We start from the raw sequence: 13,834 nt of genomic DNA on the forward strand, positions 1-13,834 counted from the left end.
TTCAGGCGCCCCCGTGACAGCGCGCAAGCGCCCCTTCGGATTCACTGGTGCGGGTCATAATTCCTGACACTGCAATCCGATGTCGTGACCGAGGCGTGCCCACACATTCTCCCCGTTGGCTGAGATATCTGGCGAGCACGGCGCGATGGGCCCTGGGAATTTTGCTGGCGTTCTGGCTGCTGCTCGCGCTGGCATGGGCGACGTTGCATTGGTGGATTGTGCCGCGTATCGATGATTGGCGTCCGCTGCTGCAGCAACAGGCCCAGAAGGCGCTGGGTTTGCCGGTTCGGGTGGACAGGCTGCTTGCGCACAGCGAAGGCGTGCTGCCCACGCTGGAGCTGCAAGGCGTGCAACTGCTGGACGCCCAGGGCCGTCAGGCGCTGCAGCTGCCGCGCGTGCTCATTGCGCTGTCGCCGCGCTCGCTGCTGCGCCTGGGCCTGAGCCAGCTCTATGTGCAGGCGCCCGCGCTGCAACTGCGCCGCGATGCCCAGGGCCAGGTGTTCGTCGCAGGCCTGCCGCTCACGCAAGACTCGGGCGAGGGTTCGGTGCTGGACTGGCTGCTGTCGCAAAGCGAGGTGGTGGTGCGCGGAGGCCGGCTCGAATGGCTCGACGAGCAACGCGCATTGCCCGTGGTCGAGCTCAGCGACGTCGACCTGGTACTGCGCGGCGGTGCCTGGCGGCATGCGCTGCGTCTGGACGCAACGCCGCCGGCGCACTGGGGCGCGCGGTTTTCGCTGCGCGCGCGCCTGCAAGAGCCCTTGTGGGACCCGCTGGGCAAGGCCTGGAGCCGCTGGAGCGGCCAGTGGTATGCCGAGCTGCCCGAGGTCGACCTGGTGCGCCTCGCGCCCTACCTTGATCTGCAGGGCGTGCAGGTGCAGGACGGACGCGGCGCGCTGCGCGCCTGGGCCGACGTGCAGCAGGGGCGTGTGGCCCGCGTCGTCACCGACCTGGCGCTGCGCCGCGCGCAGGTGCAATGGGCCCGCGCCCTGCAGCCGCTGGCGCTGCAAGAGCTGGCGCTGCGCGCCGTGGCCGAGCCGCTGGAAGACGGCCTGCAGCTGGGCGCCGAAAACCTGCGCGTGCGCACCAGCGACGGCCTTGCCTGGCAGAGCAAGGCGCTGTCCTGGCGCGTGCAAGGCCAGGGTGCGCAGCGCCAGCAGCGCCTGCACGCCGAGCTGCTGGACCTGGCGCTGCTGGCGCGCATCGCCGAGCGACTGCCGCTTGAGGCAGCGCTGCGCGAGGCGCTTGCGCAATACGGCCCCGAAGGCCGCATCCACGACTTGCAGGCGCAATGGCAGGGGCAGGACGATGCGGTGTCGGCCTACGCCGTGCGCGGCCGCGCCTCGGACCTGGCGCTGGGCCAGGGCGGAGCGGGCGGCTGCGCGCCCAAGGTCTTCGGGCTGCGCGGCGCCAGCGGCAGCTTCGAGCTGAGCCAGACCGGCGGCAGCGCCGAGCTCGACATTCGCGACGGCCAGTTGCTGCTGCCCGGCGTGTTCGAAGACCCCTGCGTGCCGCTGCAGAGTCTGCAGGCTTCGGTGCGCTGGCAGATCGAGGGCGAGCACATCCGCGTGGACAGCGAGAACCTGCGCTTTGCCAACGCCGACGCCGAGGGCCGCGCGCGCCTGCACTGGCGCACCGGCGAGGGTGCGCAGCCGCGCCTGCCCGGCATGCTCGACCTGTCGGGCACGCTGGTGCGCGCCGACGGCACGCGCGTACACCGCTACCTGCCGCTGGCGGTGGACGCCGAGGCGCGCCACTATGTGCGCGACGCCATCACCGCAGGCGCCAGCAAGGAGGTGAACTTCCGGGTGCGCGGCGATCTTGCCGACCTGCCCTTTGCCAACGGCGAAGCAGGGGAATTCCACATTGCCGCGCGCATCCGGGACGCCACGCTGGTGTACGTGCCACGCGCCCTGCAGACGCCGGGCGACAAGCCCTGGCCCGCGCTCAGCGGCCTGTCGGGCATGCTGGTGTTCGACCGCGCCAGCATGCGCGTCGACGGCGCGGCCGGCCAGGTGCAGGGCCGCCCGCGTCTGAAGGTGTTGCAGGTCGATGCGCGCATCCCCGATCTGCAGAGCCCGCAGTTGCAGGTGCAAGGCGAGGTGCAGGGGCCGCTGGCCGAGATGCTCGCCTTTGTGCGCGGCTCGCAAGTGGCCGACTTGACCGAGGGCGCGCTCGACCAGATGCAGGCGCGCGGCGAAGCCGCCTTGCAGCTCAAGCTGCGCCTGCCGATTGCCGCCTTGCAGCGCAGCCGGGTCGAAGGCCGGATCGCGCTGGCGGGCAATGAGCTGCGCCCCGCACCGGGCGCGCCGCTGCTCACGCAGCTGCACGGCGCGGTGGCCTTTTCCGAGCGCGGCTTCACGCTTGAACAGGTGCGCGCCCAGGCGCTGGGCGGCGAGCTGCAACTGACCGGCGGCCTGCAGCCAGCGCCCGGCGGCGGCGAGCCGCAACTGCAATTGCAGGCGCGCGGCCGAGCGAGCAGCGCCGGCCTGCACGCCGCGGCCGAGCCCGGCGGCCTGCTGGCACGGCTGGCCGCGCGCCTGCAGGGCAGCGCCGACTACCAGCTGGCGCTGGGCATGCACCACGGCCTGCCCGAAGTGCGGCTCACTTCGGATCTTGCCGGCATGGCCCTTGATTTGCCGGCGCCGCTGGGCAAAACCGCAGAGCAGCCGCTGGCGCTGCGCTATGAAAACCGCATCAGCACGGCGAGCGCCGCCGGCGGCGAGTTGCGTGAGCAGCTGCAGCTTGAGCTTGGCGAGCGGCTTTCGCTCAGCTATCTGCAAAAGCCCGCTGCCGCCGATCGGGCGCCGCAGGTGCTCGCCGGCCAGGTGGTGCTCGGCGGCGGCAAGGCGGTAGCGGGCGAGAGCGGCGTGCACGCGCTGGTGCGGCTGGATGCGCTCGACCTGGACGCCTGGGAGGCGCTGGAGGCGAGCGCCGCGGGCGGCAGCAGGCCGGCGCGCTCGCCCTGGCAGCCCGACACGCTCGAACTGCAAGTGGGCACGCTCACCGTGCGCCAGCGCCAGCTGCACGAACTCAGCGCCCATGCCCGCGCGCGCGGCGAGAGCTGGAATGCCGAACTCACGGCGCGCGAGCTGCAAGGCCAGCTCGCCTACCAGGCGCCCGACGCCGCCCAGCCCCAGGGCCTGGTGCGCGCACGCCTGGCGCGTCTGTCCTGGCCCAAGGCCGAGCAGGCGCACATGGACAGGCTGCTCGACGCCGACGCGGGCGAGCTGCCGGCGCTCGACGTGCAGGTGCAGGACTTCGAGCTGCACGGACACCATCTGGGCCAGCTCGATCTGCAGGCGGTCAACCGCAACACCGGCGATGGCCAGCGTGAATGGCGGCTGTCGCGCCTCAATCTGGAGATGCCCGAGGCGAGCTTCAGCTCCAGCGGCAACTGGGCGCTGCTGGGCCACGCCGGGCCCGACGCGCGCCGGCGCACGGTGCTCAAGTTCGAGCTCAAGCTGCGCGATTCGGGCGAGCTGCTCGCGCGCCTGGGCATGCCTGGCGTCCTGCGCCGTGGCGCGGGCGAACTGCAAGGGAGCATAGGCTGGCTCGGCCCGCCGGTGGCGCCCGACTATGCGAGCATGACCGGCGAGATGAAGCTGGACATGCAGTCCGGCCAGTTCCTCAAGGCCGATCCCGGCCTGTCCAAGCTGCTCGGCGTGCTCAGCCTGCAGGCGCTGCCGCGGCGCTTTTCGCTGGATTTTCGCGACGTCTTCAGCGCCGGTTTTTCCTTCGATTTCGTGCGCGCCGACCTGCAGATCGAACAAGGCGTGGCGCGCACCAACAACCTGCAGATGAAGGGGGTGAACGCCGCCGTGCTGATGGAAGGCACGGCAGACATCGCGCACGAGACCCAGAATCTGCATGTGGTGGTCGTGCCCGAGCTCAACACCCTCACCGCCTCGCTCGTGGCCACGGCCATCAACCCGGTGCTGGGCCTGGGCAGCTTTCTTGCGCAGTTCGTGCTGGGTGACCGGCTGGTGAAGGCCGCCACGCGCGAATTCCAGATCGAAGGCACCTGGAGCGAGCCGCAAGTGCGTGCGCTACGCTCGGGCGCGGATGGCACCGCAACGCACAAGGAGGAGCAGCCGTGAAGGTCGCAGCCCTGCAGATGGTTTCGGGCGTTGCACCCGAGGACAACTTCGCCCAGGCGCGCGCCTTGATCGCGCAGGCGGCGCGCGCGGGTGCCGAGCTGCTGGTGCTGCCCGAGTACTTCGCCGCCATGGGCATGCGCGACACCGACAAACTGGCGCTGGCCGAAACGCCGGGCGACGGGCCTATCCAGCGCTGGCTTGCGCAGAGCGCGCGCGAGCACGGCGTCTGGCTGGTGGGCGGCACGCTGGCGCTGCGCGGCAGCGAACCGGGGCGGGTGCGCAACAGCTCACTGGTGTTCGATCCGCAGGGGCGGCAGGTGGCGCGCTACGACAAGGTCCATCTGTTCGTGCTCGACCGCGCGGCCGAGCAGTTCGACGAGGCGCGCACCATTGCGCCGGGCAGCGCGCCGGTGCGGTTCGCGCTCACCGCGCGCGACGGCAGCCGCTGGCGCGTGGGCTTGTCCGTCTGCTACGACTTGCGCTTTCCCGAGCTCTACCGGGCGCATGCCGCCGGCGGCTGCGAGCTGCTGCTCGTGCCCAGCGCTTTCACCTGGACCACGGGACGCGCCCATTGGGAGCTGCTGCTGCGCGCGCGGGCGATTGAAAATCAGGCTTACGTCCTTGCCGCGGCCCAGGGCGGCCAGCACCAAAACGGCCGGCGCACCTGGGGCCATAGCATGGTGGTCGACCCCTGGGGCGAGGTGCTCGCGCAGCACGCCGAAGGGCCGGCCGTGGTCGTGGCCGAGCTGGACGCGGCGCGCCTGGCGCAAGTGCGCGGCCAGTTGCCCGCGCTGCGCCATCGGGTGCTGTAGTCCGCCGCGCTCAACCGCGCTGGCGCTCGCCCACGTAGATCTCCACGCGGCGGTTGCGCGCACGGCCTTCGGCGCTGTCGTTGCTCGCAATCGGTTCGTAGGAGCCGCGCCCCGCCACCTGGATGCGCGCCGGATCGACACCGCGGTCGGCCAGGAAATTGCGCGCGCTGATCGCACGCTGCAGCGACAGCGGGTCGTTGATCGCGTCCGAGCCGGTGGAGTCGGTGTGGCCGATGATGCGCACTTCCGTCGCCGGGTTGGCGCGCAGGCTCTGCGCGAAGCGCTCGAGCACCGGGCGGAAGTTGGGCTCGATGTCGGCGCGGCCGCTGGCAAAGGAGATGTCGCTCGGGATGTCGAGCTTGAGCTGGTTGTCCGCGGTCTGCGTCACCGCCACGCCGGTGCCGCGGGTGGCGCTCTGCATGTCGCGCTTTTGCTGCTCCATGTGCTGCGACCAGACATAGCCGCCGAGCGCGCCCAGGCCCGCGCCCACCACGGCGCCCGTGCCCACGGAGCCGCCGGCGACGGCGCCCAGGGCGGCGCCGCCCAGCGCGCCTATGCCGGCCCCGGTGGCGGTGTGGCGTTGGGTATCGCTCATGTTGGCACAGCCGGCGAGCATGGCTGCGGCGGCGAGCGCGGTGATGATTCGGGTATGACGCATGGTGTGCTTCCTTTCCTGCTACTTTTCGTCTTCAGGCGGCGACGGGGCGTTCGGGCCAGGGTCGTCGTCGCGGCGCAGTTCACCGCGCTTGCGCCCGGAAAACATGGTCCACCAGATCAGCAGCAAAAACAGTGCCAGTGCCAGCATGGCTTCAAGGAAAATCAGCAACATGTTGCCCAGCCCAGTGCGTCAAGTCATCGTCGCCTTCATTGTAGGAGTGCTGGCCGGATGTGCGAGCCGCGCGCCCGCGCCGGCGCCCGCTGGCGTGCCGCCCGAGGCGGGCGCGCCGGTGCAGCTCGGCCCGCTGGGCGGGCCGCTCGCGGTGCCCGGCACCCTGAGCCAGTACCGCAGCCGCTGGGTGCCCGCCAGTTGGGAGGAGCTGCCCGGCTGGCAGGAAGACCCACTGCACGAAGCCTGGGATGCCTGGCTGCGCAATTGCGAGCGCCCGGCGCCGGCGTTTGCGCCGCTGTGCCCCGAAGCCCGGCGCCTGTCGATCGCCAGTGAAGAAGAGCAGCGCGCCTGGATGCAAGAGCGCCTGCGCCCCTACCGCATCGAGGCGGCGGACGGCAACGCCAACGGCCTGCTCACCAGCTATTTCGAGCCCGAGCTGCAGGCCGCGCGCGTGCGCGGCAATGGCTATGAGGTGCCGCTGTACGCGCCGCCGCCCGGCCTGCCGGCCAGGCAGCCCTGGTATACGCGCGAGCAGATCGAAACCCTGCCCGAGGTGCAGGCCCGGCTGGCCCCCCGCGTGATTGCCTGGCTGCGCGATCCGATAGAGGCGCTGGTGCTGCACATCCAGGGCACGGGGCGCCTGCGCCTGCAGGAGGCCGACGGCAGCACGCGGCTGGTGCGCGTGGCCTTTGCCGGCACCAACAACCAGCCCTACCAGAGCGTGGGCAAATGGCTGCTGGAGCGCGGCCTGGTGCGCGACGCCACCTGGCCGGGCATCAGCGCCTGGGCGCAGGCCAACCCGGCGCGCGTGCAGGAGATGCTCTGGGCCAATCCGCGCTACGTCTTCTTTCGCGAGGAGCCGCTCGACGCGCTCACCGCCGAGGCCGGTCCGCGTGGCGCCCAGGGCGTGCCGCTCACGCCCGGGCGCTCGATTGCGGTCGACAGAAACAGCATCCCTTACGGCACGCCGGTCTGGCTGGCCAGCGACGGGCCGAGTGCCCACCTGGCGCGCCTGGTGATGGCGCAGGACACCGGCAGCGCCATCGTCGGCGCGGTGCGGGCCGATTATTTCGCCGGCTCGGGCGAGGCGGCGGGCGAGCTCGCCGGGCGGCTCAAGCAAAACCTTCGCCTGTGGGCGCTTTGGCCGCGCCAGTAAAATGCCGGGTTTACCGCAATTGCGCGCAGTCTTGCGCTTCTTTTCCCCATGGCCAATGCCCAGCTGATGGCGAACGCGATACGCGCGCTCGCGATGGATGCCGTTCAACTTGCCAATTCGGGCCACCCGGGCGCGCCCATGGGCATGGCGGACATGGCGGTGGCATTGTGGGGCCGGCACCTGCGCCACAACCCGGCCGACCCGCACTGGGCCAACCGCGACCGCTTCGTGCTCTCCAACGGGCACGGCTCCATGCTGCTGTATGCGCTCTTGCACCTGACGGGCTACGCGCTGCCGATCGAGGAGATCAAGAACTTTCGCCAGCTGCACAGCAAGACCGCCGGCCACCCCGAAGTGGGCGTGACGCCGGGCGTGGAAACCACCACCGGGCCGCTGGGCCAGGGCCTGGCCAATGCGGTCGGCATGGCGCTGGCGGAAAAACTGCTGGCCGCCGAATTCAACCGCGAAGGCCATGCCATCGTGGACCACCACACCTATGTCTTCCTGGGCGATGGCTGCCTCATGGAAGGCATCAGCCACGAAGCCTGCGCGCTTGCCGGCGCCTGGAAGCTGAGCAAGCTGATCGCGCTGTACGACGACAACGGCATCAGCATCGACGGCCGGGTCAGCCCTTGGTATGTGGACGACGTGGCCCAGCGCTTCAACGCCTACCAGTGGAACGTGATCGGCCCGGTCGACGGGCACAACAGCGACATCGTGGCCGCGGCCATCGCCCAGGCGCGCGAGGAAACCGACCGCCCCACGCTCATCATCTGCAAGACGCACATCGGCAAGGGCAGCCCCAACCGCGCCAACACCGCCAAGGCCCACGGCGAGCCGCTGGGCAGCGAGGAGATCGCCCTCACGCGCGCGGCGCTGGGTTGGAAGCACGCGCCGTTTGAAATTCCCCGGCGCGTCTATGCCGACTGGGACGCCCGGCGCGCCGGCGCCAAGGCCCAGAGCGCCTGGGACAAGCGCTTTGCCGCCTATGCCAAGGCCTGGCCGGAACTGGCGGCCGAGTTCAGCCGGCGCATGGCGGGCGAGCTGCCCAAGAGCTTTGCCCAGACCGCGGTCGATGCGGTGGTCCAGGCGCACGCCGAGGCGCAGAGCGTGGCCAGCCGCAAGGCCAGCCAGATCACGCTCGAGGCCTTCACCGCGAAGATCCCCGAGCTGCTGGGCGGCAGCGCCGACCTGACCGGCTCCAACCTCACGCACACCGCCAGCACGCCGCAACTGCGCTTTGACAAGTCGGGCGCCGTCGCGCGCGACGCCGAGGGCCGCACGGGGCGGCACATCAACTACGGTGTGCGCGAGTTCGGCATGGCCGCGATCATGAACGGCATCGCGCTGCACGGCGGCTTCATCCCCTACGGCGGCACCTTCCTGACGTTTTCCGACTACAGCCGCAATGCGCTGCGCATGGCGGCGCTGATGAAGCAGCGCGTGGTGCACGTCTTCACGCACGACTCCATCGGTCTGGGCGAAGATGGCCCGACCCATCAGGCGGTGGAGCACGCGGCCAGCCTGCGCCTGATTCCGGGCCTGGACGTCTGGCGCCCGGCCGACACGGCCGAGACGGCGGTCGCCTGGAGCGTGGCGCTGAGCAACGCGAGCCGCCCGACGGCGCTGCTGCTCAGCCGCCAGAACCTGCCCTATCTGCCCAAGAAGGCGGTCGGCGACATCTCGCGCGGCGCCTACATTCTGGCCGAGCCGCAGGATGCGGGCCTGAAGAAGGCGGCGCAGGCGGTGATCATCGCTACCGGCTCCGAGGTGTCCCTGGCGCTGGCGGCACAGAAGTTGCTGGCAGAAAAAAGAATAGCTGTTCGCGTCGTATCCATGCCGAGCAACACCACTTTTGACCGTGAAAGTCTCAAATACAAGAAGCTGGTGCTGCCCGAGGGCCTGCCGCGCATCGCGGTGGAGATGGGCGTGAGCGAAGGCTGGTGGAAGTACGGCTGCGCGGCGGTGGTCGGCATAGACCGCTTTGGCGAGTCGGCGCCGGCCAAGGTGCTGCTGCCGTACTTCGGCTTTACCGCCGAGAACGTCGCGGCCACGGTGCAGGCGGCGCTCAGGCGCAAATAGTTTTCAATGGCTCCAGGAGAAGTGCAATGACGATCAAGATTGGCATCAATGGTTTTGGGCGCATCGGCCGCAACGTGCTGCGCGCGGCGGTGCAGAACTTTCCGGACATCGAGGTCGTGGGCATCAACGACCTGCTCGAGCCCGACTATCTTGCCTACATGCTCAAGCACGACAGCGTGCACGGGCGCTTTGACGGCGACGTCTCCGTCGAAGGCAATACCTTGAGCGTCAACGGCAAGAAGATCCGCCTGAGCGCCGAGAAGGACCCGGCCAAGCTCAACTGGGGCGAGGTCGGCGCCGAGATCGTGATCGAATCGACCGGCCTCTTTCTGACCGCGGAACTGGCGCAAAAGCACATCGACGCCGGCGCCAGGAAGGTCTTGATGTCCGCGCCCTCCAAGGACGACACGCCGATGTTCGTCTTCGGCGTGAACGACAAGACCTACGCCGGCCAGGCGATCGCCTCCAACGCCTCGTGCACTACCAATTGCCTTGCGCCCGTGGCCAAGGTGCTCAACGAAAAGTGGGGCATCAAGCGCGGCCTGATGACCACGGTGCACGCGGCAACGGCCACGCAAAAGACCGTGGACGGCCCGAGCAACAAGGACTGGCGCGGCGGGCGCGGCATTCTGGAAAACATCATCCCCAGCAGCACCGGCGCGGCCAAGGCGGTGGGCAAGGTGATTCCCGAACTCAACAAGAAACTCACCGGCATGAGCTTTCGCGTGCCCACTTCCAACGTCTCGGTGGTCGACCTCACCGTGGAGCTGGACAAGAGCGCGAGCTACGACGAGATCAAGGCCGAGATGAAGGCGCAGTCGCAGGGCGCGCTCAAGGGCGTGCTCGGCTACACCGAGGACAAGGTGGTGGCCACGGACTTCCGCGGCGACGCGCGCACCTCGATCTTTGACGCCGACGCCGGCATCGCGCTGGACGACAACTTCGTCAAGCTCGTGGCCTGGTACGACAACGAATGGGGCTATTCCAACAAGTGCCTGGAGATGGTGCGCGTGATGCACGCCCGCTGAAGCGCCTGCGCCAGCCATGAAAAAACGCACCCTCGGGTGCGTTTTTTCATGCTCGCGCGGCGCGCGCCCGTCTACCAGGTTTCGCGCAGCACGTCGTTGTAGGCGTGCTCGCCCAGCTGACGCTGCGAGGCCGGCGAGACATAGACCTGGTCGGCGAATTCGTAGGCGTTCACGTCGGCGCCCGGCACCAAGGTGGCGCTGGTGCACAGCGCCGAATTGACCTGGTTGGGTCCCGTGCCTATGCCGGCGCCCGGGTCCACCGATGCGCACACCGGGTCTTTGCTGTTGGCAAAGCCGATGTAGTTCCAGGGACGGTGGTAGGTGTCGTTGATCGGGTTCACGTAGCCGGCCATCTCGATGTAGCGCACGCGCTCGCCCAGCGGCTCGATCTTCAGCAGCAACTGCTTGTTGAATTCGTCGCTCGCGCTGGTGAGCAGCGCTTCCTGGCCCAGGGCGCTGGCCCAGGGCGTGCGCCCGAGGCGGTACACGCCCGCCACCACCACATGCATGCCGGCGTCGTACAGGCGCTGCACCTGTGCGGCCAAGTCGGCGCCGGCCTGGCCTGCCTGCGCCAGGTATTGCGCCTGGCTCTGGCTGCCGGCGAGCACCGCGCGCATGCCCACGATCAGGTCGGCCGTGCCGGCGCTGAGCATCACCATGTCGCCCGGCTGCACGCTTTGCGTGGCAAAGAACTGGTCCACCTGCTCGACCACGGTGGCGGTGGCCGGGTTGCCAGCGGCGTCGGGCTTGGCGCTGACGCGCGCATTGCCCTGGGCAAAGCTCAGGCCGCCGGCGGCGCTCGGCGCGAGCGGGCGGTTGTAGCGCTGCGCCACCTGCAGCGTCCAGTTGTTCACGCTGCCGTCGTTGACCGTGTAGCGCCCCTGGCCGGCTGCATTCCCGAGGTAGGCCATGCTGTCGCCGAAGGCGATCAGGCGCTGGGGTTGAAAGGCTTTCTCCACGCTGGAGCCGCAGGCGGCAAGCCAGGCGGTCGATGCGCAGGCCAGGACGAGCACGGTGCGACGCAACCAGAATGCTGGCATGGGGTGATTCTCCGAAGGTTTGGAAGTCGAGTGTAAGGGATGGCCCGTGCGCCTTCAGGGCGCGGCGGCGGCGCGCTGCAGGCGGTCGCGCACGCCGTCCCAGGCGGCAGCGGGCGGCGGCGTCTCGACCCAGATCAGCCGCGCGCCGGCTTCATCGAAGGCGCGCAACTGGGCGAACAGCGCATGGGCGGCGGCGCCGGCTTCGTCGGGCATGGGCTGCAGCAGTACCCGCGAAGAGGCTGCACGCAGCGGCGTGCGCGCCCAGACCGCGATGCGCGCGTCCTCGCCGCCCAGCAGATCGAGTGCGGTCTGCAGCTGGCGCGCATCCATCAGCCGCAGCGGCGCCTGGGGTGCGTAATGCATCAAAAGCGTGCCAGACGCCCGTGGTTGCTGCGTCGGCAGCTCCTCTTTTGAAAGTATGCTTTGGCCACAGGCCCGGGCCAGCGCGGCCAGGTCGAGCACGCCGGGGCGCAGCAGCACCGGTACGCCGCGCGTGCAGTCGATGATGGTCGATTCGATGCCTACTTCGCAGGCGCCGCCGTCGAGCACCAGCAGCGCATCGCCAAACTCCTGGCGCACGTGCTCGGCAGTGGTCGGGCTCACGCGCCCGAAGCGGTTGGCGCTGGGCGCGGCCAGGCCGCGAATGGGCGGCTGGTGCGCGGCGCAGGCGGCCAGCAGCTGCTGCGCCAGCGGGTGCGCGGGGCAGCGCAGGCCCACGCTGTCCTGGCCGCCGGCAGCGGCTTCGGCCACGCCCGCGCGGCGCGGCAGGATGAGGGTCAAGGGCCCGGGCCAGAACGCGGCCATGAGCTTTTCGGCAAAGTCGGGCACGCTGGCGGCGTAGTGGCCGGCGGCGGCGCGATCGGCTACATGCACGATCAAGGGATGGTTGCTCGGCCGGCCCTTGGTGCTGAAGATGCGCGCCACTGCGGCGCCGTCGTCGGCGTTGGCCGCCAGGCCATAGACGGTTTCGGTAGGCAGGCCCAGCAGCTCGCCACGCGCCAGCGCCTGCACCGCGCGGGCGATGGAGGCGGGCAGCGTGCCGTCCAGCAGCATGTTCAGAACGGGGCCATGCCCAGCAGTTCGGCAGCGCGCAGGGCGCTGGCGCGCACCGTGTCGATGTGCGCGCCGGTCACCGTCAGGTGGCCCATCTTGCGCCCGGCGCGCGCCTCGGCCTTGCCGTACAGGTGCAGGTGGCAGCCGGGCAGCGCCAGCACCTGTGCCCACGGCGGCGTGCGCGGGGTGTGGCCATCTTGCAGCCAAAGATCGCCCAGCAGGTTGAGCATGATGGCCGGGCTGTGCTGGCGCGGCGCGGCCAGCGGCAGGCCGGTCATCGCGCGCACCTGCAGCGCGAACTGCGAGCTGTCGCAGCCGTCGATGCTCCAGTGCCCGCTGTTGTGCGGGCGCGGCGCGATCTCGTTGACCACCAGCGAGCCGTCCTGCAGCACGAAGAACTCCACGCAGAGCACGCCCACGTAGTCCAGGCCTTCAGCTATGGATTTGGAAGCTGCCAGCGCTTGTGCAGCAAGCGTTTCAGGCATATTTTGTGCATGAACTTCGGTCACGGCGAGAATGCCGCCGCGATGCAGGTTGCGCTGCACCGGCAGGTGCACCGAGCGGCCATCCCGGCCGCGCGCCAGCACTACCGAGCACTCGAAGTCCAGCGCCAGGCGCTTTTCCAGCACGCACGGGGTCTTGTGCAATTGCTCCCAGGCAGCGGCGAGCTCTTGCGCCGTGCCGACCTGGATCTGCCCCTTGCCGTCGTAGCCCAGGGTCGAGGTTTTGAGGATGCCCGGCAGCAGCCGCGCATCCACGGCGGCCAGTTGCTGCGCGGTTTCGATGACGGCATGCGGCGCCACCGGCACGCCGCAGTGCACGAAGTGCGCCTTCTCGCGCGCGCGGTGCTGGGCGACGGCCACGCTCGCGGCGGCAGGGGCCACGGGCAGGCGGCCGGCAAGCTGCTCGAGCGCGGCGGCCGGCACGTTTTCGAACTCGGTGGTCACCGCAGCGCACAGCCGTGCGAGCTCGGCCAGGCCTTGCGCGTCTTCATAGCCGCTGCGAATGTGATGGTGGCTCACGCGCCCGGCGGGGCTGTGCGCGTCCGGGTCGAGCACGGCGGTGAAATAACCCATGCTCTGCGCCGCTTGCACGAACATGCGCCCGAGCTGCCCGCCGCCGAGCACGCCCAGCGTCGCGCCGGGCAGGATGGGCTGGCGCTGCGTGGCTGCGTTCATGCTTGCGCGCGGGGCAGCGCCATGGCGCGCGCCGCCTCGGTTTGCCGGGCGCGAAAGGCCTGCAGTTGCGCGCGCAGCGCCGGCGCCTCGTTGGCCAGCAGCGCTACCGCGAACAGCGCGGCATTGGCCGCACCGGCCGGGCCGATCGCAAAGCTTGCCACCGGCACACCCTTGGGCATCTGCACGATGGAGTAGAGCGAATCGACGCCCTGCAGATGGCGGCTTGCCACCGGCACGCCCAGCACCGGCACGCAGGTCTTGGCCGCGAGCATGCCCGGCAGATGGGCCGCGCCGCCGGCGCCGGCGATGATCGCCTTCAGGCCGCGGCCCTCGGCGGCTTCGGCATAGGCGAACATGTCGTCGGGCATGCGGTGGGCCGAGACCACGCGCGTCTCGTGGGCAACGCCGAACTGCTCGAGGATGGCGGCGGCATGCTGCATGGTCTCCCAGTCGCTGGAAGAGCCCATGACCACGCCTATCTGGGTGGGGTTCATGTTCGAGGAGAGCGGCGCGCAGCAGGGGCCGCAGGGCGAAAACAGCGGATTTTAGGACGCAGGCG

General features: G+C 70.0%; 11 protein-coding genes. 5 read left to right on the plus strand and 6 right to left on the minus strand.

All coding sequences use genetic code 11. The features are described from left to right. The first annotated feature begins 95 nt into the window (after positions 1–95). Both KUD94_RS12570 and KUD94_RS12575 read left to right on the plus strand, forming a co-directional pair. The gene (locus KUD94_RS12570; protein ID WP_218237530.1) at positions 96–4,097 is read left to right on the plus strand and encodes a YhdP family protein; all 4,002 of its coding nucleotides are present in this window, start codon (positions 96–98) and stop codon (positions 4,095–4,097) included. Next, positions 4,094–4,909: a carbon-nitrogen hydrolase family protein gene (locus KUD94_RS12575; protein WP_218237531.1), complete on the plus strand. Its 816-nt coding sequence runs from the start codon at positions 4,094–4,096 to the stop codon at positions 4,907–4,909. The genes KUD94_RS12570 and KUD94_RS12575 overlap by 4 nt, the downstream gene beginning before the upstream one ends. Before the next feature lie 10 nt (positions 4,910–4,919). Here the strand turns inward: KUD94_RS12575 and KUD94_RS12580 are convergent, their stop codons facing one another. After that, positions 4,920–5,567 carry an OmpA family protein gene (locus tag KUD94_RS12580; protein WP_218237532.1) on the minus strand — a complete coding sequence of 216 codons (648 nt, stop codon included), beginning with the start codon at positions 5,565–5,567 and terminating at the stop codon, positions 4,920–4,922. Positions 5,568–5,585: 18 nt separating this feature from the next. After that, a complete protein-coding gene (locus KUD94_RS12585) occupies positions 5,586–5,738 on the minus strand; it encodes a hypothetical protein (RefSeq protein ID WP_218237533.1) in 153 nt (50 codons plus the stop codon). Between KUD94_RS12585 and KUD94_RS12590 the strand changes: the two genes are divergently transcribed. From KUD94_RS12590 to gap, 3 genes are read left to right on the plus strand one after another with little or no spacing between them, the layout of a single operon-like run. Continuing rightward, the gene (locus tag KUD94_RS12590; RefSeq protein ID WP_218237534.1) at positions 5,671–6,894 is read left to right on the plus strand and encodes a murein transglycosylase A; all 1,224 of its coding nucleotides are present in this window, start codon (positions 5,671–5,673) and stop codon (positions 6,892–6,894) included. The two genes, KUD94_RS12585 and KUD94_RS12590, sit on opposite strands and share 68 nt — an antisense overlap. 48 nt (positions 6,895–6,942) lie before the next feature. Continuing rightward, the gene (tkt, locus tag KUD94_RS12595; protein ID WP_218237535.1) at positions 6,943–8,976 is read left to right on the plus strand and encodes a transketolase; all 2,034 of its coding nucleotides are present in this window, start codon (positions 6,943–6,945) and stop codon (positions 8,974–8,976) included. Positions 8,977–9,002: 26 nt separating this feature from the next. Next, positions 9,003–10,004, plus strand: coding sequence for a type I glyceraldehyde-3-phosphate dehydrogenase (gene gap, locus KUD94_RS12600; protein ID WP_218237536.1), 1,002 nt, complete (start codon positions 9,003–9,005; stop codon positions 10,002–10,004). 71 nt (positions 10,005–10,075) lie between these two features. Here gap and KUD94_RS12605 read toward each other — a convergent pair whose 3' ends face one another. From KUD94_RS12605 to purE, 4 genes are read right to left on the minus strand one after another with little or no spacing between them, the layout of a single operon-like run. After that, on the minus strand, positions 10,076–11,044 hold the full coding sequence (locus tag KUD94_RS12605) for an SGNH/GDSL hydrolase family protein (RefSeq protein ID WP_218237537.1): 969 nt from the start codon (positions 11,042–11,044) through the stop codon (positions 10,076–10,078). Between the two features lie 54 nt (positions 11,045–11,098). Then, positions 11,099–12,097, minus strand: coding sequence for an L-threonylcarbamoyladenylate synthase (locus KUD94_RS12610; protein WP_218237538.1), 999 nt, complete (start codon positions 12,095–12,097; stop codon positions 11,099–11,101). Between the two features lie 2 nt (positions 12,098–12,099). Further along, positions 12,100–13,275 carry a 5-(carboxyamino)imidazole ribonucleotide synthase gene (locus tag KUD94_RS12615; protein ID WP_218237539.1) on the minus strand — a complete coding sequence of 392 codons (1,176 nt, stop codon included), beginning with the start codon at positions 13,273–13,275 and terminating at the stop codon, positions 12,100–12,102. Then, the gene (gene purE / locus KUD94_RS12620; RefSeq protein WP_218237540.1) at positions 13,272–13,769 is read right to left on the minus strand and encodes a 5-(carboxyamino)imidazole ribonucleotide mutase; all 498 of its coding nucleotides are present in this window, start codon (positions 13,767–13,769) and stop codon (positions 13,272–13,274) included. The genes KUD94_RS12615 and purE overlap by 4 nt, the downstream gene beginning before the upstream one ends. Positions 13,770–13,834: the final 65 nt, after the last annotated feature.

This window comes from Comamonas sp. NLF-1-9 (assembly GCF_019195435.1).
Taxonomy (GTDB): Bacteria; Pseudomonadota; Gammaproteobacteria; order Burkholderiales; family Burkholderiaceae_C; genus Comamonas_C.

Coding starts and splice junctions, on each gene's coding strand:
- KUD94_RS12580 (WP_218237532.1), bottom strand. CDS start 5,567: ATGCGTCATACCCGAATCATCACCGCGCTCGCCGCCGCAGCCATGCTC.
- KUD94_RS12590 (WP_218237534.1), top strand. CDS start 5,671: ATGGTCCACCAGATCAGCAGCAAAAACAGTGCCAGTGCCAGCATGGCT.
- KUD94_RS12585 (WP_218237533.1), bottom strand. CDS start 5,738: ATGTTGCTGATTTTCCTTGAAGCCATGCTGGCACTGGCACTGTTTTTG.
- tkt (WP_218237535.1), top strand. CDS start 6,943: ATGGCCAATGCCCAGCTGATGGCGAACGCGATACGCGCGCTCGCGATG.
- gap (WP_218237536.1), top strand. CDS start 9,003: ATGACGATCAAGATTGGCATCAATGGTTTTGGGCGCATCGGCCGCAAC.
- KUD94_RS12605 (WP_218237537.1), bottom strand. CDS start 11,044: ATGCCAGCATTCTGGTTGCGTCGCACCGTGCTCGTCCTGGCCTGCGCA.
- KUD94_RS12610 (WP_218237538.1), bottom strand. CDS start 12,097: ATGCTGCTGGACGGCACGCTGCCCGCCTCCATCGCCCGCGCGGTGCAG.
- KUD94_RS12615 (WP_218237539.1), bottom strand. CDS start 13,275: ATGAACGCAGCCACGCAGCGCCAGCCCATCCTGCCCGGCGCGACGCTG.
- purE (WP_218237540.1), bottom strand. CDS start 13,769: ATGAACCCCACCCAGATAGGCGTGGTCATGGGCTCTTCCAGCGACTGG.